General features: G+C 63.6%; 15 protein-coding genes. 1 reads left to right on the forward strand and 14 read right to left on the reverse strand.

All coding sequences use genetic code 11. From position 1 onward, the window contains the following. Positions 1–14: 14 nt before the first annotated feature. The 6 genes from Q2T94_RS06170 to Q2T94_RS06200 all read right to left on the reverse strand — a co-directional run bounded on the left by Q2T94_RS06170 (position 15) and on the right by Q2T94_RS06200 (position 8,203). A complete protein-coding gene (locus Q2T94_RS06170) occupies positions 15–521 on the reverse strand; it encodes an amino-acid N-acetyltransferase (protein WP_264270484.1) in 507 nt (168 codons plus the stop codon). Between the two features lie 131 nt (positions 522–652). Beyond that, positions 653–3,166: an ATP-dependent Clp protease ATP-binding subunit gene (locus tag Q2T94_RS06175; RefSeq protein ID WP_302263270.1), complete on the reverse strand. Its 2,514-nt coding sequence runs from the start codon at positions 3,164–3,166 to the stop codon at positions 653–655. Positions 3,167–3,394: 228 nt separating this feature from the next. Next, positions 3,395–3,715, reverse strand: a complete 321-nt coding sequence (locus Q2T94_RS06180) for a histone-like nucleoid-structuring protein Lsr2 (RefSeq protein WP_264270584.1) — start codon at positions 3,713–3,715, stop codon at positions 3,395–3,397. 120 nt (positions 3,716–3,835) lie between these two features. Further along, the gene (locus tag Q2T94_RS06185) at positions 3,836–4,012 is read right to left on the reverse strand and encodes a hypothetical protein (protein WP_302263271.1); all 177 of its coding nucleotides are present in this window, start codon (positions 4,010–4,012) and stop codon (positions 3,836–3,838) included. A 1-nt stretch (position 4,013) separates the two neighbouring features. Beyond that, the gene (gene lysS, locus Q2T94_RS06190) at positions 4,014–5,537 is read right to left on the reverse strand and encodes a lysine--tRNA ligase (RefSeq protein WP_372342931.1); all 1,524 of its coding nucleotides are present in this window, start codon (positions 5,535–5,537) and stop codon (positions 4,014–4,016) included. Between the two features lie 662 nt (positions 5,538–6,199). Beyond that, a complete protein-coding gene (locus Q2T94_RS06200; protein WP_302263272.1) occupies positions 6,200–8,203 on the reverse strand; it encodes a M13 family metallopeptidase in 2,004 nt (667 codons plus the stop codon). A 321-nt stretch (positions 8,204–8,524) separates the two neighbouring features. Here Q2T94_RS06200 and Q2T94_RS06205 point away from each other — a divergent pair, with 321 nt between their 5' ends. Beyond that, positions 8,525–9,541: an NAD(P)H-dependent flavin oxidoreductase gene (locus Q2T94_RS06205; RefSeq protein WP_302263273.1), complete on the forward strand. Its 1,017-nt coding sequence runs from the start codon at positions 8,525–8,527 to the stop codon at positions 9,539–9,541. A 19-nt stretch (positions 9,542–9,560) separates the two neighbouring features. On the opposite strand, the gene panC is transcribed toward Q2T94_RS06205, so the two are convergent. The 8 genes from panC to folP are packed head-to-tail and all read right to left on the reverse strand — an operon-like array spanning position 9,561 to position 15,762. Further along, on the reverse strand, positions 9,561–10,496 hold the full coding sequence (gene panC, locus Q2T94_RS06210) for a pantoate--beta-alanine ligase (protein ID WP_302263274.1): 936 nt from the start codon (positions 10,494–10,496) through the stop codon (positions 9,561–9,563). A gap of 34 nt (positions 10,497–10,530) precedes the next feature. Further along, the gene (locus Q2T94_RS06215) at positions 10,531–11,427 is read right to left on the reverse strand and encodes a Rossmann-like and DUF2520 domain-containing protein (protein ID WP_302263275.1); all 897 of its coding nucleotides are present in this window, start codon (positions 11,425–11,427) and stop codon (positions 10,531–10,533) included. Next, a complete protein-coding gene (locus tag Q2T94_RS06220; protein ID WP_302263276.1) occupies positions 11,424–12,962 on the reverse strand; it encodes a PH domain-containing protein in 1,539 nt (512 codons plus the stop codon). The genes Q2T94_RS06215 and Q2T94_RS06220 overlap by 4 nt, the downstream gene beginning before the upstream one ends. Next, positions 12,959–13,471 carry a PH domain-containing protein gene (locus tag Q2T94_RS06225; RefSeq protein WP_302263277.1) on the reverse strand — a complete coding sequence of 171 codons (513 nt, stop codon included), beginning with the start codon at positions 13,469–13,471 and terminating at the stop codon, positions 12,959–12,961. The genes Q2T94_RS06220 and Q2T94_RS06225 overlap by 4 nt, the downstream gene beginning before the upstream one ends. Continuing rightward, on the reverse strand, positions 13,452–13,952 hold the full coding sequence (locus Q2T94_RS06230; protein WP_302263278.1) for a DUF3180 domain-containing protein: 501 nt from the start codon (positions 13,950–13,952) through the stop codon (positions 13,452–13,454). Before Q2T94_RS06230 ends, Q2T94_RS06225 begins: the two co-directional genes overlap by 20 nt. A 4-nt stretch (positions 13,953–13,956) precedes the next feature. Next, entirely contained in the window at positions 13,957–14,448 is a 492-nt protein-coding gene (gene folK, locus Q2T94_RS06235; protein ID WP_302263279.1) for a 2-amino-4-hydroxy-6-hydroxymethyldihydropteridine diphosphokinase, read from the reverse strand. 5 nt (positions 14,449–14,453) lie between these two features. Further along, on the reverse strand, positions 14,454–14,822 hold the full coding sequence (gene folB, locus Q2T94_RS06240; RefSeq protein WP_264270981.1) for a dihydroneopterin aldolase: 369 nt from the start codon (positions 14,820–14,822) through the stop codon (positions 14,454–14,456). A gap of 22 nt (positions 14,823–14,844) precedes the next feature. Continuing rightward, on the reverse strand, positions 14,845–15,762 hold the full coding sequence (gene folP / locus Q2T94_RS06245) for a dihydropteroate synthase (protein WP_264270982.1): 918 nt from the start codon (positions 15,760–15,762) through the stop codon (positions 14,845–14,847).

The raw sequence follows: 15,762 nt of genomic DNA on the forward strand, positions 1-15,762 counted from the left end.
CGGTGCCGATCCGACTAGAGGTGGGTGATCATCCGGGTGTTGCCCAGCGTATTGGGCTTGACCCGCGCGAGATCCAGGAACTCGGCCACGCCCTCGTCGGTGGAACGCAGGAGCTCGGAGTAGACCTCCGGGTCGACGGCGCTCTGCTCGGCCATCACCGTGAACCCGTTGCGCAGGAAGAAATCGACCTCGAAAGTCAGGCAGAACACCCGTGAGACGCCCAGCTCGCGCGCCTCGTTGAGCAATTTCGCCAGCAGTCGGTGTCCCACGCCGTGGCCACGCCAGGCAGCATCGCTGGCCAGGGTGCGGACCTCGGCGATGTCCTCCCACATGACGTGCAGTCCCCCGCAGCCGATGACATTGCCCTCGGCGTCCTCGGCAACGAAGAATTCCTGCAGGTTTTCGTAGTAGGCGACAGCTTCCTTTTCGAGCAGCACTCGGTCCTCCGCCAGCGGCCTGACGAGGTTGCGGATGCTCTTTACATCGCTGGTCTTCGCACGCCTGACGGTAAAGGATTCCATTCTTGTATCCTATGCCCGGCGTTGGCGCCCATCGTGAATTGTGTAGCAGGCCCCGAGGTCCGTTGACGCAAAAACGCCTGGGGTCGGCATCCTTGCGGATGCCTGCCCCAGGCGTTTTTTGCTTGGTCCTTCTAGCCTTCGATGGCGATCGGGGCGGACTCGCCCTCGATTTGCGGGGTCCCGCCTTCGCCGTGGAAGGTGAATGTCGCGTCGTCGCCTTCGCCCTCGACGTCGACCTTGATGTGCTGGCCGGGAACCAATTCGCCGAAGAGGATCTTCTCCGAAAGCTGGTCCTCGATGTCGCGCTGCATGGTGCGGCGCAACGGACGGGCGCCCATGGCCGGGTCGTAACCGCGGGTCGCCAGCAGGACGCGGGCGGCCTGCGACAGCTCGATGGTCATGTTCCTGTCGACCAGGCGCTTCTTCAGGCGGCCGAGGAACAGGTCCACGATCTCCACGATCTCGTCCTGCGTCAGCTGCGGGAAGACCACAACGTCGTCAACACGGTTCAGGAACTCGGGGCGGAAGTGCTGGCGCAGCTCTTCCTGGACCTTCGCCTGCATCCGGTTGTAGCCGGTCTTGGTGTCCGCGGACGACTGGAAACCGGTCATCACGCCCTTGGAGATGTCGCGGGTGCCAAGGTTCGTGGTCATGATGATCACGGTGTTCTTGAAGTCCACCACGCGGCCCTGGGAATCGGTCAGGCGGCCGTCTTCCAGGATCTGCAGCAACGAGTTGAACAGGTCCGCGTGGGCCTTCTCGACCTCGTCGAAGAGCACGACGGAGAACGGGCGGCGGCGGACCTTCTCGGTGAGCTGGCCGCCCTCCTCGTAGCCGACATAGCCCGGAGGGGCACCGAAGAGACGGGAGACAGTGTGCTTCTCCGAGTACTCGGACATGTCCAGGGTGATCAGCGCGTCTTCCTCGCCGAAGAGGAATTCCGCGAGCGCCTTGGCCAGCTCGGTCTTGCCGACGCCGGTGGGGCCGGCGAAGATGAACGAGCCGCCTGGGCGATTCGGGTCCTTCAACCCGGCACGGGTGCGCCGTATGGCCTGGGAGATCGCCTTGATTGCCTCATCCTGGCCGATGACCCGCTTGTGCAGCTCGTCTTCCATGTTCAGCAGTCGCGTGGACTCTTCCTCGGTGAGCTTGACCACCGGGATGCCGGTGGAGTTGGCCAGGACCTCGGCGATCAGGTCGGCATCGACCTCGGCGATCTCGTCGAGTTCGCCGTTCTTCCAGGCCTTCTCCTTCTCCGCACGGGCTTCCTGGAGCTTGCCTTCCTTGTCGCGCAGCGAGGCGGCACCCTCGAAGTCCTGCGCGTCGATGGCGGCTTCCTTCTCCAAGCGAACCGTGGCGATTTCCTCGTCCATGAGCTTGAGCGCCGGAGGGGCGGTCATGCGGCGGATGCGAAGTCGCGCGCCGGCCTCATCGATCAGGTCGATGGCCTTGTCGGGAAGGAAGCGGTCCGAGATGTAGCGGTGTGCCAGCTCGGCGGCCGCGGACAGGGCACCGTCGGTAATCGAGACGCGGTGATGGGCCTCGTAACGGTCGCGCAATCCACGCAGGATCTGCGTAGTGTGCTCCACCGAGGGTTCCTTGACCTGGATCGGCTGGAACCGGCGTTCGAGGGCCGCGTCCTTTTCGATGTGCTTGCGGTATTCGTCAAGCGTGGTTGCACCGATGGTCTGGAGTTCTCCACGGGCAAGCATCGGCTTGAGGATCGAGGCAGCGTCGATTGCGCCCTCGGCCGCACCGGCACCGACAAGGGTATGGATCTCGTCGATAAAGAGGATGATATCGCCGCGGGTGCGGATTTCCTTGAGGACCTTCTTCAGGCGTTCCTCGAAGTCACCGCGGTAACGCGAACCGGCAACCAGGGACCCGAGGTCAAGGGTGTAAAGCTGCTTGTCCTTGATGGTTTCCGGCACATCTCCGCGCACGATCGCCTGGGCCAGGCCCTCGACGACTGCAGTCTTGCCGACACCGGGTTCACCGATGAGCACCGGGTTGTTCTTGGTGCGGCGCGAGAGAACCTGCATGACGCGTTCCATCTCGAACTCCCGGCCAATAACCGGGTCAAGCTTGCCCTCGCGGGCAGCGGTCGTGAGGTTGCGGCCAAACTGGTCGAGCACGGCCGAACCGGCAGGAGTGCCCTCGCTCTGTCCACCGGAGCTAACACCGGCACCGGCGGTTTCCTTGCCGCCTTGGTAGCCGGAGAGCAGCTGGATGACTTGCTGGCGCACGCGAGACAGGTCGGCACCGAGCTTCACCAGGACTTGGGCGGCAACACCCTCGCCCTCGCGAATCAGGCCGAGCAGGATATGCTCCGTGCCAATGTAGTTGTGCCCCAGCTGCAGCGCTTCGCGCAGCGAGAGCTCGAGAACCTTCTTGGCGCGGGGCGTAAAGGGGATGTGGCCGGAAGGAGCCTGCTGGCCCTGTCCGATAATCTCTTGGACCTGCTCACGCACGGCACCAAGGGATATGTTCAGCGACTCAAGGGCCTTGGCCGCTACTCCCTCGCCTTCATGGATGAGGCCGAGCAATACGTGCTCGGTTCCGATGTAGTTGTGGTTGAGCATGCGCGCCTCTTCTTGGGCAAGCACGACAACGCGACGGGCACGGTCGGTAAATCTCTCAAACATGCGGCACACTCCTAGCTAACACGTATTTCGATGCTACGCATCAAATTAGGGCTCGTGTTGGATGTTCGCCCAAGGGATAACATTGTTCACCCTCGGCGTTCTTCTTCGCATTAAACAAACTCGGGGGACCTGACCCATTTCAATGGATCCGATCCCCCGACGTCTATTGCCTACCCCCACAGCGGCGGGAGCCCGCAGGCTCCCCAGAAATATCAGAAGTCGAAAGTTCTACTTGGACTTGGAACGCGATTTCTTCGCCTGGGCTGCATGGTAGGCGGAGATGACATCGGCCTGCAGGCGTCCGCGGGCGTTGACCTTGACGTTGTTCTCCTTGGCCCAAGCACGGATGGCCGGGGCTTCCTTCGGAGTGAACTGCTTCGAGGTGCGTGCGACCTTGATGTACGGCTTGAAAGCCTCGCGGAATGCCGCGGCATGTTCCTCGTTGAGGTCGATTTCATAATGCTGACCGCCGATACCGAATACGATAGATTCGACCGCCTCGGAACCATCAATATCATCAATCAATGCAATTTGGACTTGACGCGCCATTAGCTTCTCCTTGCTGTGGTGGGAATTCACATGAACACATTAACGGTTTGTGCCCTTGTGTGTACCCATAACATAATCATAACAACGGATCATCCAGCAAGTGGGAATTCAGATATTGGGCTAATTATCAGCTTTCGGGCTTTTGTTGTCCTCGTGATGCGCCGTTATATTGATTTGTTCGTCCGCTTTGGCTTCTGCAGCACGCTCACTGCGATCCACATTGGATACGGCACGAATGACAAACCAAAACACGAGCGCAACAACAATAGTTGGAAGAAGTTCCTCAATATATGGCATATTAGGCCTCCGGCTTTAGCAGTGGGAAGAGGATCGTTTCTCGAATTCCAGTGTCTGCGAAGAGCATGACCAGTCGGTCAATACCCAACCCAATGCCACCCATCGGCGGGGCTCCGTATTCGAGCGCACGCAGGAAGTCCTCGTCCAGCTGCATGGCTTCGTCGTCGCCGTCGGCAGCCATACGGGACTGCGCGGTCAGTCGTTCTCGCTGGATCACGGGGTCGATCAGCTCGGAGAACGCGGTTCCCCGTTCCATCCCTCCAATGACCAGATCCCAAGCTTCGATAATTCCCGGCGTGCTGCGGTGCGGGCGGGCCAGTGGCTGCGCAGCCGGCGGATAGTCGTAGACGAAGGTCGGGTCGATAAGGGTCGGTTCAACGATTTCGCCAAACAATTCAATGACCAGCTTTTGAGATTCCCACTTTGGGTCGACTTTCACGCCATGCTTTTCGGCAACTGCTCGCAGGGTTTCGACGTCGGTGTCGGGGGTAATTTCTTGGCCCACTGCTTCGGAAAGTCCGGGATAGACGCCCAACCATGCCCATTCGCCATCAAGGTTGATGGTGCCCTTGGAAGTTTCGATCTGGCGGCCGGCGCCAACGGCATCGGCGGCATTAAGGATGATTTCCTTGATGCGGTCGGCCATCACGAATTGATCCGCATAGGCTTCGTAGGATTCAAGGGTCGTGAACTCCGGGGAGTGCGTGGAATCCACGCCTTCGTTGCGGAAGATCCGCCCCAATTCAAAGACGCGGTCAATACCGCCGACGACTGCACGCTTGAGGAACAATTCGGTGGCAATACGCAACGTCATTGGCTGGTCAAAGGCATTCAAATGCGTCTCGAACGGACGAGCAGAGGCACCACCGTGGATCAGCTGCAGCATCGGGGTTTCAACCTCGACGTAATCGCGGGCATGCAGAGTGTCGCGGACCGCGCGCGTGATTGCCGCGCGCTTGTAAACCATCTCCCGTGCCTCATCGCGCACGATCAGGTCGGCATAGCGCTGGCGCACGCGCGTTTCCTCGTTGAGGTCCGCGTGCAACACCGGCAGTGGACGCAGCGCCTTGGAAGCCATTTGCCAATCACTTGCCATGACCGAAAGTTCGCCTCGGCGCGAAGCAATGACCTCACCGGTGATCAGCACGTGGTCACCCAGGTCCACAAGGGCCTTCCAGTCGGCGAGCCTTTCCTCGCCCACGTTGGCGAGAGAAAGCATGGCCTGGAGCCGGGTACCCGTACCTTCGGGGCCGCCCTCCTGCAAGGTGGCGAAGCAAAGCTTGCCCGTATTGCGCATGAAGACAATGCGCCCGACGATGCCGGCTTGGAAGCCCGTGGCGGTGTCGGGGGCAAGGTCCGGGAATTGCTCCCGGATCTCATGAAGCGAGTGAGTCCGTGCAACGCCCACTGGATAGGCTTCTTCTCCACGGGCCAACAAAGCGGCACGCTTGTCCATGCGCACCTGGCGCTGGTCGTTGGTCTCGGTGGGGTTAGCTACTGGGGCAGTTTTTTCGGCAGTCACAATATCCAATTCTAGTCCGAATATTCTGCGTGCGGGCTGAGAGGTGGGGAGCAACACCTCAAGGCCTTCTTCGAACCCCGAATAGAATGAAGGGATCGGGGAAGAAGCCATTCTTCAAACACCCCACGGTGGTTCACTCGCCCTGTATTCCTAGGGCAACCCTCGTGCTCCCGGCCACCGCCGAATCCTAGCCATGGGAGGTACTCTCCATACTGCGCTCATCCCTCGGCCATTCGCCGCTGCCCTCAGCGCTCAGCTGGGCGACGCCTAGGCAGTGGATTTCTACGACCGTCGTGGGCGTGGCAAGTCAACCAAGGACGGAGAGCTTGCCCGGAGCATGCTTCCCATCGAGGTGGGAGAACTGCGGGCAACTCTGGCAGAGCCGTAGTCCGCAGACAGCTTTGCGGTTCTTCCGCGTAATACGCATTTCATGGCAGGTGCCAAGAGCGCAGCATATTTTCGTTCTACGGCGCGCAAGCTCCATCAGGTCGTTCCAGGATCCACATTCCTCGAAACGACCAAGGGCATTCACGGCTCCGTTCCGGCAGCCTTCGCGGCATTGCTAGATGACACCGGCGACCACGTCGCCGCGTTACAGCATCGCGGCGAAACCGCTTCCGTTGCCCCTGCACACGCGTGGAAAGGGGCAACGGAAGCATTCCTGACTACCAGATCCTGACGCGGTCCATGGGGTCCATCCACATGCCGTCGCCGGGCTTGGTATCGAAGGCTTCATGGAACGCATCCATATTCTTGGGCACCTGATTGCAACGGAACTCACCGGGTGAGTGCGGGTCAGTGGTGATGCGGGTGACCATGGTCTCCGGGCGGGTCAGCGTACGCCAGCACTCGGCCCAGGAATAGAAGAACCGCTGGTCACCGTTCAAACCATCTATAACTTCGTCAGCAGCCACGCCGCGGGCAGCCAAATCCAGCTTGTAGGCCGTGTATGCAATGCCAAGTCCGCCCAAGTCCCCAATGTTCTCACCGAGGGTGAGCTTTCCGTTGACGTGGTGTTCCGGCGCTTCCAGCGGTACCAGCGCTTCGTATTGGTCGACGAGTTTGCCGGTGAGTTTTTCAAAGGCTGCCCGGTCCTCGTCGGTCCACCAGTTTTTCAACTGGCCCGTCCCGTCAAACTGGGACCCTTGGTCATCGAAGCCGTGTCCTATCTCGTGCCCGATCACCGCGCCTATGGCGCCATAGTTGGAAGCGGCATCCCGGTCGGCGTCGAAGAAGGGTGAGCGGAGGATTGCAGCAGGGAAGGCAATCTCATTCAACAATGGGTGGTAGTAGGCGTTGACGGTTTGCGGGAACATGAACCACAACTCACGGTCCACACCGTCGTCGATCTTCTTAAGTTCACGCAGGAACTCGAATTCGTTTGCCGCTGCGATATTGGAAATCACATTGTCGGCCACGGTGGAAATGGCGGAGTAGTCGATCCACTCGTTCGGGTAGCCGATCTTGGGCCGGAACATGGACAGTTTCTCCAGCGCCTTGTCCTTGGTGTCAGGGCTCATCCATTCCAGCTCCCCGATGGACTGACGGTAGGCATCAATGAGGTTGGCAACCAGAGCTTCCATTTTGTCCTTGCTGCGCTCTGGAAAATGCTCGGCTACATACAGCTGGCCGATGTCCTCGCCGACGGCTCCTTCGGTGAACGCCACACCTCGCTTCCAGCGCTCACGAAGCTCCTGAACTCCGGAAAGCTTCGCGGAATAGAAGGAGAAGTTCTCGTTGACGAATGCGCTGGACAAGTAAGGTGCGTTGGATCGGATCAGTTGCACTGCCAGCCAGTGTTGCCATGAAGCCAGCGATTCGCTGTTCAGCACCTGCTCGAGCCCCGTGAGATAGCTCGGCTCCCAGACATCGACCTCGGCGAAATACTTTTCCTCGATGCCGGCGCCACGAAGCCATTCGGAAAGAGAAGGAATGTGTTCAAGGAGAGTCGAGGCATCCATCAGGTTGTAACGCGCCTGGGCGTCGCGGCACTTGACTCTGTCCCAGTGATGGGAAGCCAACGCAATTTCCAACGCGACGACGTCCCGCGCTGCGGCCTCGGTGTCCTTGATTTCCCCAAGTGCCAGCAAACGGCCCAGGTGCTCCCGGTATTCGCCAAGGAGTTCGGCGAACTGCTCTTCGCGGTAGTAGGACTCATCCGGCAGCCCAAGTCCACCCTGAATCAGGGTGAGGAGATTTCGCTCCGGCGATCCGGCATCCGAACTGGCACCTGCCTGGATGAAACCGGACACACCTCGCCGGAAAAACGATCCGCTGAGGGTGACAAGTTCGGCAATCGACGTGGTGGCATAAATGGATGACAGATCGGTCCGGATGGGTTCGACTCCACTGGCTTCGATCCGCTCCTCGTCCATGAAGCTTTCATAGAGGTTCGCGATGCGCTCTTTGCGTGCGTCAGGGGTCCCGTCAGCAGCGATCCGGTTGTCTTGGGCGCTTTCAATGATTGCCCGCACGGCTGCCTCGGAATCGTCTCGCAGGGCCATGAAGGAGCCGTAGCTACCTTGATCCGCGGGTATCTGTGCAGTAGATAGCCAAGCCCCATTGGCATGACGATACAGATCATCCTGTGGTCGAACGTTGTTGTCACGGTGGTTCGCGTTTGCCATCGGCTTTGCTGCGTTGGTAGCAACTGACGAATCTGTGCTCATATCTGTCCCATCCATTCATCCGCGCGCACACCGTGGCCGTTTCAGCGGTAGGGCAGAATCGCGTCCGCACCGCGGGGAAGCAACCAGGGCATACGCATCGTGTTCCACGTCTCAACGATTCACTGTACGCGTCTGAAGTGAGAATTTGAGACTATTTTTCACGGTTACTCCAGCGGTGAAACGCATCATACCGGAAGGCCAAAACCCCCGGAAATACGGGGCCCAGACCCTGCTGCGGCTGCGTTTTTCGGCCATTCGGCCAAAAGCGTCAAATGAGCCCTGCATCACTACAGCGTCAGGGGTCGGCCATAGACTGAAAACATGCCTGAATTTCCCGTAAACGCATCGCCCATTCAGCAATCCCTCAACCCATTGCAGCAGATACTCGGTTACACCGAGCCAATCTTCAACGCATCGATGGCCGGTGCGGCCGGCGGCGCACTGGCTGCAGCTGTTTCTGCCGCCGGAGGCTTTGGCATGCTGGGCATCGGTGGCAATGCCACCAAGGAGTGGATCGACAACGAGGCAGCACTTGCCGCGTCATCCGGTCGGGGGTGGGGCGCCGGACTCATGGCCTGGGTCCTGGCGAAGAACCTTGAACCGCTGGAACAGGTGTTGGATCACGGCCCTTCCTTCGTCTGCATTAGCTTTGGGGAACCCGGACCCGCCGCCTCCCTTGCGCATCAGTCCGGTGCTTTGGTGGGCATGCAGGTCGGGAATGCAGCAGAGCTTTCCCGCGCACTGGAAGACGACATCGATGTGGTGATCTGCCGGGGGAATGAGGGAGGCGGTCATGGACGCAATGAGGTGTCCACCCTTCCCCTGCTTCAGCTGGCACTGGAACGAACCGGCAAGCCCGTCATTGCCGCGGGAGGTTTGGCCACGGCCGCCGGGGTCGCCGCAGTACTGGGTGCCGGCGCATCGGCCGCATGGATCGGAACGCGTTTCGCAGCCGCGACGGAATCGACCAGCCACCGCAACATCAAGGATTCCATCGGGGCGGCCGGCCTGGATGACACCGTCTACACCCGCGCCTTTGACATTGCCCAGCGCATTGACTGGCCGGTTCAATACGGCGGCCGGGCCTTGCGCAACGACTTCAGCGATACCTGGGCCGAGAACCTCGAGGCCCTCGGTGCCGCGGTGAAGGCAGACGACTCCCTGACCACATCGATCAACGGCGCCCGCGCCGAGGGAGACACTTCCCTTGCTCCGGTCTATGCCGGCCAGTCTGCGGGGCTTTCGACTACGGGGCAAAGTGCCGCGGAAATCATCGCGGACCTTTCACGTTTCCGGTCGCTGTTGCGGCAGGCTGCCAGCCGATGGGACACGAAGTAGGCCACCCGGGCCGGCAGGCTCAGTAGCCCAGCGGCATATTGTCGATCAGCCGGACCTCGCCGACCCTCGCCGCCACCAGCAGCAACCCCTCGCCGGTGAACGGGGTGTCCTGGCAATTGAAGGCCAGCTCCTGCAAGGTGCGCGGGTCAACCAGTTCGAAGTAGTCGAGCTCCACCAGGGGTTCCATCTCGAAGAGTCCCGCGGCGTCCTCCAGATACAGCGGTTCGTGCCGTTCGGCCCGTTCCTTGACCAAGCTCAATGCCCGGTGGATCACCAGGGCCGCCTTGGCCTGCTCCGCGGTGAGGAATTGGTTCCGGCTGGAAAGGGCCAGTCCCTCGGCGCTGCGGATGATGGGCACCGAGCAAATTTCGACCGGGTAGTTCAGGTCGGCCACCATGCGGTTGATGAGCACCAGCTGCTGCGCGTCCTTCTGTCCAAAATATGCGCGATAGGAAACTGGTACCCCAAGCGTGGCGGGCGGCATGGCAAAGTGGAGCAGCTTGGCCACCACGGCGAGCATCCCGTCGAAGTGGCCCGGTCGCGAAGCGCCCTCGAACTTGGATCCCAGTTCCCCCGAATCGATCTTGATCAGTGGGCGGCCGTCGGGGTAGACCGTCGAAGCCTGGGGGGCAAAGACGATGTCGGCACCGGCGCGGGCCAGGATCTCGACGTCGGCCTCGAGGGTGCGCGGATATCTGGCAAAATCCTGCGCATCGTTGAATTGCAGCTCGTTGACGAAGATGCTGACCACCAGCACGTCGTTGTGCGCCCGGGCGGTGGAAACCAGGGACTCGTGGCCCGAGTGCAGGGCTCCCATCGTGGGCACCAGTCCCAAGGTTGCGGTGCCCTGCTCCGGGGCATTGAACTCGATGGCCCGGGCAATCGCCGCCGAAAGTTCGGCCGCCGTGCGGACGATGCGGGGGGTGCGGCCGGCTGTATCTGCTGGTGTGCTCACCGGCCCAGTTTATCCGCGGGTTCCGCCGATGGCCCTAGTGTGTCGGTTCGCCCAATGCGGCCAGGATCCCGTCGAGGGTCTCCCGGTTGATCAACCCGCGGGCATGGGCGCGCAGCGCTGTCGCCCGGCTCATCGCCAGGTAGCCCTCCCGGGTGTCCTCGCCGATGTCCTCCCCGGCCAGTGCGGCCCGGTGCGCGGCAACCGTCTGCACATCCCCGCGGGCCACCGGCCCGGTCAGCGCGCCCTCCCCGGAGGCCAGCGCATTTTCCAGCGAGGCACGCATGAGCGCCGAGAGCACCCGCTCGGGATGCTCGACGCCGATGCCCGCCAGGATGCCCGCCGACTGCCCGGCAACCGTCACCAGGTGGTTGGAGGCGTGTGACAGGGCCGCGTGGTACTTGACCCGGTCTTCCTCGGCGATGACCACCGGCTCGCCGCCCATTTCCACCACGAGCGCCTGGGCGATGGGAAGAACCATGTTCGAGGCGGTGACCCCGAAGACACAATCGCCGAGCCGCTCCAGGTCCATGCTCATCCCGGTGAAGGTCATGGCCGGGTGGATGGCCAGCCCAATGGCGCCGGCTGCCATTGCCGGAGCCAGCACCTCGGTGCCGTAGCGCCCGGCGGTGTGCACCACCAGCTGGCCCACCTGCCAATGTCCGGCCGCGGCGAGCCCGGAGACCAGGTCCGCCAGCGCGTCGTCGGGCACCGCCAGGATGACCAGTTCGGCGCGGCGCAGGATCTCCGGGATCTGCAGCACCGGGACGTCGGGAAGGAGCAGCTCCGCGCGTTCGAGCGAGGACTCGGAGACCGCGTGGACCCCGATGACTTGGTGCTCGGCCGCGCGCAGCGCCGCACCCAGCACGGCGCCGACCTTGCCGGCGCCGATGACGCCCACTCCCAGCCGTCCCGGCTTGCCCGTGTTTCTCATGCGTCTCCCAGCCAGTGGTTCGAATCCGTTTGCTTCCGCGCCGCGGCGGCGCGGTCTGCCTGTTCAAGGAACAGGTCCCGTCCCGCATCGATGTCGAGCTGGCGCACCACCGGCACCACCGGCCCGGGGATCGTGGCAAGGGCCAGGTCAACCACGCCCATCCGCCGGGCCAGGGGGCCCTGGCGCAGGGAAAGCCCTTGGGTGCGGGCGTGCGGAACGATGGCGATGGTGCGGTGCAGCGCGCCGTTGCGTGCCACCAACGCGGTGTCGGTCAGCGCGTAGCCCTGCCGGCGGTAGGCCAGGAGCGCGAGCGGGCGGATCCGGGGCGGGGAAACCACGAAGCCGTGCGCTGTGCCGCTGCCGTTGATGGCGGCGGCAAAGAATTCGCGCGGCGCCTCCACCCCGGGGGACGGCAGCACCACCGAGAGCACCGCGAGCACGTCCTCGTAGGTGCCCACCGGCAGCAGCACGCTGCGTTGCTCCGCATCGTTCGCGGCCCCTCCGCCGATGCCCGCGACATTGACCGCGACCTTGTACCAACCCATCGGACGCCAGAAGAAGGGGGCGGAAACCTTGATGGCCTGCACCCGCCCCGGGGGCACCGTTTGGTGGCGGGTGTCCAGCAGCCCGTAGCCCACGCGCAATCCGTCGGCACTCGTGGCGGCCTTGAAGTTGTAGCCGGTGTTGAGGTTGTTCCACAGCGCGCCGGCCATGCCCAGCAGCGCCGGGAGCAGGTAGAACGGCGCGAAACCCTCGATGTTGGACATGGCGATGGCCAGCCCGATAAGGCCCAGCAGCATGAACACCGTGGACGGGCGCAACAGGATGGAACCGACCAGCCGGCCCAGCGGGACGCTGGCGACCACGCGTTCGCTCGCTGCCCGGGGGCCGCGCGGCGCCGCATCGGCGGGCGGGAACCGCGCATCCGCCATTTGCCCGGGTTCCGGAGACTGGCCACCGGCAGGCCCCTGCTCGCCGGCCGGTGCAAGCGGTGGCGGGGAATCGTTGGTTGCCTGCAGTCCTGCGGCGCGGGCCAGGATGGAGTTGCGCAGTTCGTGGGCCTCGGAGAGCTTCACGAAGGCCAGGTTCATGGCGGCGGAGCCGGAGTCTGCGACGTCGAAGCGCAGCTCGGCCAGCCCGAAGATCCGGGCGACCAGCGGCTGGGCAATGTCGATCGACTGCACCCGGTCGATGCGTGCCTGGCGCTGCTGGCGGAAGACCATGCCGGAATTCACGTTCACGTGGCGCTCGGTGATCTGGTACTTGGTGAACCACCAGGAGCCGAAGAAGCCCAGCAGGATCAGCAGCAGGATGCCGCCGCCGATGAGCAGCGAAACCAGCAGCGGGGCGCCGGAGACAAAATCGGGTCCGCTGCTTGGTTCCTCCTCGCCGAAGAAGGAGGAAAGGGTGTTTTGCCCGTAGACGAAGGCGATGGCCACCACGGCGAGCCAGCCGCGCACCAAGGGCGAGACCGGGTGGACCCGGTGCCACGGCACCTCGGGTGCACCGGGCTCCGGTGCGGGTGGGGGGTTCACAGCCCGGCCAAACGCGATTCGCCGCGGGCCGCAAGCTGCTCGCGCAGGCGCGTGCCCTCTGCCAGGGGCAGGCCGGGGATCTCGGCGGTGGCGTCGGCCGCCGCGGTGTGCAGCTTGACCTTGCACAGCCCCAGCATCCTGTCGATGGGTCCGACGGCCACGTCGACGAATTGCATCCGGCCGTAGGGAACCACCAGCACCTTTTGGAACATCAACCCCTGGCGCACCAGCAGGTCGTCCTCGCGCTCTGCATAGCCGATCGCTGCAACCTGGCGCGGAATCAGCACCAGGCGAATGATGTCGATGGCCACCGCCACCGCGGGGATGGCAATGGCCAGCCAGAGCGGGAAGCCGGTCCACACCCCGAACCGGTTCAGCACCAGCGGCATGCACAGCACCGCCAGCGTCACCAGCGCGCCAATGCCCCAGCCCACCATGCGGACCTTTGCGTAGCTCGGGGACACCCGGGTCCAGTGGATCCCGGCCGGATCAATTGGTTCCTGCTGCATAGCCTTCCTCGTCCTCGCCCTCGGTCTTGGCCGCCGGGTCCGAAGGATCTTCCGGGGGCAGCTTGCAGAACTGTTCCACAACCCATCCCACGATAACCATCACCAGCGCACCGCCGATCATCACCAAGGATGATTTCACCGCCTCGCTGCCCAATCCTGCCGCGGTGAGAAGCCCCAACAGGATCCCGCCGTGCCATCCGGCGATGATGGACCCGGCATACACGCTGGCCTGGGCCAGCACCAGGGTCCTGGCCGCGGCAATCGGGTCCACCCGCTTCTTGGTCCGCCCGGAGGTGTAGAGCTTGATGCGGATGCCCATCACCAGGGTGATCAGGCAGGCAGCGCCCATGGACACCAGCGAGGTCCAGTGCAGCACCGGCACCGGGTAGCCGCGGGTGGTGGCAAGGATCTGCAAGGCGTAGCCGGCGACGACGCCGATCACCAGCACCGTGAAGACCCACAGGGGCCGCAGCGAGTTCATCGGCCTAGGCCTCCGCTTCGGCACGTTTGATGCCCGGGGTGTCCGCCGCGGCGGCGGCCAGCTCGGCCACCGGCGTCCCGTCCAGCGTGGCGTCGGGTTCCATCCAGGACCAGGGAAGCAGCACGAAGCCGCGCGTCGCGGCCCGCGGGTGCGGCAGCGTCAGCACCGGGTCGTCGCTGGTTTGCCCGCCGTAGGTGATCACGTCGATGTCGAGGGTGCGCGGGCCCCAGCGCACCTCGCGGGTGCGGTGGTGTGCCTGCTCGATGGCCTGGCAGGCTGCCAGGAGCCCCAGCGGGGCCAGGTCGGTGTTGATGCGCAGCACCAGGTTCAGGAAGTCGGGTTGGCCTGCGGGCCCTCCCACGGGCTTGGTCACCGCGGTGTCGGAGACGCACACCACCTCGATTCCCGGTGTGGCGGCCAGTTCGGCAACCGCGGCCTGGAGCGTTCCGGCACGTTCGCCCAGGTTGGAACCCAGGGCAAGGATGCAGGAAACCATTCGGTTCACTCCCGTTCGCGGTAAATGTGGATCGTGACGTCGGAAAAGGTCACGGTGATCGGGGCCTTGGGCTTGTGCACGATGACCTCGACCCCCGAGACGGTGGGGAAGGAACCGAGGATCGCCGCGGCGGTCTTTTCCGCCAGCGTCTCGATCAGGTCCCAGGGTCCGTCCTGGATCTGGGCGACCACGAGCTCGCCGAGTTCGCCATAGTGCGCGGTGTCGGCGACGTTGTCGCTGGCCGCCGCCTTCCGGATATCGGTGTGCAGCACGACGTCGAGCGTGAAGGGCTGGCCGTCGCGCTTCTCGTGCTCAAAGACGCCGTGGTGCCCGATGGCGGTGATGCCGCTCAGGGTGATGGTGTCGCTGCGCATGGTGTTCCCCCGGCCGGGCTTCCTAGAGTGCCGGGACGCGGGCCGCGGACCAGGCGTGGGCGACCTTGATGGCGTCGAGGGACGAGGGAACGTCGTGCACACGCACGCCCCAGGCGCCGTTGGCGGCAGCAAGCGCGCTGGTGGCGGCGGTCGCTGCGTCGCGTTCGGTCGGTGCGGCGGGCTTGCCGTCGACGGTCAGCAGGGCGCCCAGGAAGCGCTTGCGGCTGGTGCCCACCAGGACGCGGTGACCCAGCGCGGTGAAGCGGTCAAGGGCGTTGAGCAGTTCCCAGTTGTGCTCGTGGTCCTTGGCGAAGCCCAGCCCCGGATCCAGGATCAATGCCTCGGGCTTGACGCCGGCGGCAACAAAGCGCTCGCGCAGCGCGAGCATCTCCTCGATGACCTCGGAGACCACGTCGGTGTAGTTCGCCTCGGTGACCATGGTGGCGGCGTCCCCGCGGCGGTGCATCAGCACGTAGGGGGCTCCGGTCTCGGCCATGAGAGCCGGCATGTCCGGCTCGTGGGTCAGCCCGGAGACGTCGTTGATGATGTGCGCGCCGGCAGCCAGGGCGGCGCGGGCAGTGGAGGTGTGCATGGTGTCGACCGAGATGATCGCCCCGGCCTTGGCCAGTGCCGTGATGACCGGCAGGATGCGCTGCTGTTCCTCGTCGGGGTCCACGGGCTCGGCGCCGGGGCGGGTGGATTCGCCTCCGACGTCGATGATGTCCGCCCCGCCGTAGTACATGCGCAGGCCGTGGGAAATGGCGTCGTCGGCGCTCTTGTACTTCCCGCCGTCCGAGAAGGAATCCTCGGTGATGTTCAGGATGCCCATGACCAGGGTGCGGTCGGCGGGCAGGTCGGCCAGGGTGCGGGCCGTGATCTTCTTGATGACCGGCAGCGGGCTGGTGGCCGGACCGGTTCCGGGGATTGCTCCAAGTGACAT

This window comes from Paeniglutamicibacter sulfureus (assembly GCF_030512175.1).
GTDB classification, from domain to species: Bacteria; Actinomycetota; Actinomycetes; order Actinomycetales; family Micrococcaceae; genus Paeniglutamicibacter; species Paeniglutamicibacter sulfureus.

Coding starts and splice junctions, on each gene's coding strand:
- Q2T94_RS06170 (WP_264270484.1), bottom strand. CDS start 521: ATGGAATCCTTTACCGTCAGGCGTGCGAAGACCAGCGATGTAAAGAGC.
- Q2T94_RS06175 (WP_302263270.1), bottom strand. CDS start 3,166: ATGTTTGAGAGATTTACCGACCGTGCCCGTCGCGTTGTCGTGCTTGCC.
- Q2T94_RS06180 (WP_264270584.1), bottom strand. CDS start 3,715: ATGGCGCGTCAAGTCCAAATTGCATTGATTGATGATATTGATGGTTCC.
- Q2T94_RS06185 (WP_302263271.1), bottom strand. CDS start 4,012: ATGCCATATATTGAGGAACTTCTTCCAACTATTGTTGTTGCGCTCGTG.
- Q2T94_RS06200 (WP_302263272.1), bottom strand. CDS start 8,203: ATGAGCACAGATTCGTCAGTTGCTACCAACGCAGCAAAGCCGATGGCA.
- Q2T94_RS06205 (WP_302263273.1), top strand. CDS start 8,525: ATGCCTGAATTTCCCGTAAACGCATCGCCCATTCAGCAATCCCTCAAC.
- Q2T94_RS06215 (WP_302263275.1), bottom strand. CDS start 11,427: ATGAGAAACACGGGCAAGCCGGGACGGCTGGGAGTGGGCGTCATCGGC.
- Q2T94_RS06225 (WP_302263277.1), bottom strand. CDS start 13,471: ATGCAGCAGGAACCAATTGATCCGGCCGGGATCCACTGGACCCGGGTG.
- Q2T94_RS06230 (WP_302263278.1), bottom strand. CDS start 13,952: ATGAACTCGCTGCGGCCCCTGTGGGTCTTCACGGTGCTGGTGATCGGC.
- folK (WP_302263279.1), bottom strand. CDS start 14,448: ATGGTTTCCTGCATCCTTGCCCTGGGTTCCAACCTGGGCGAACGTGCC.
- folB (WP_264270981.1), bottom strand. CDS start 14,822: ATGCGCAGCGACACCATCACCCTGAGCGGCATCACCGCCATCGGGCAC.
- folP (WP_264270982.1), bottom strand. CDS start 15,762: ATGTCACTTGGAGCAATCCCCGGAACCGGTCCGGCCACCAGCCCGCTG.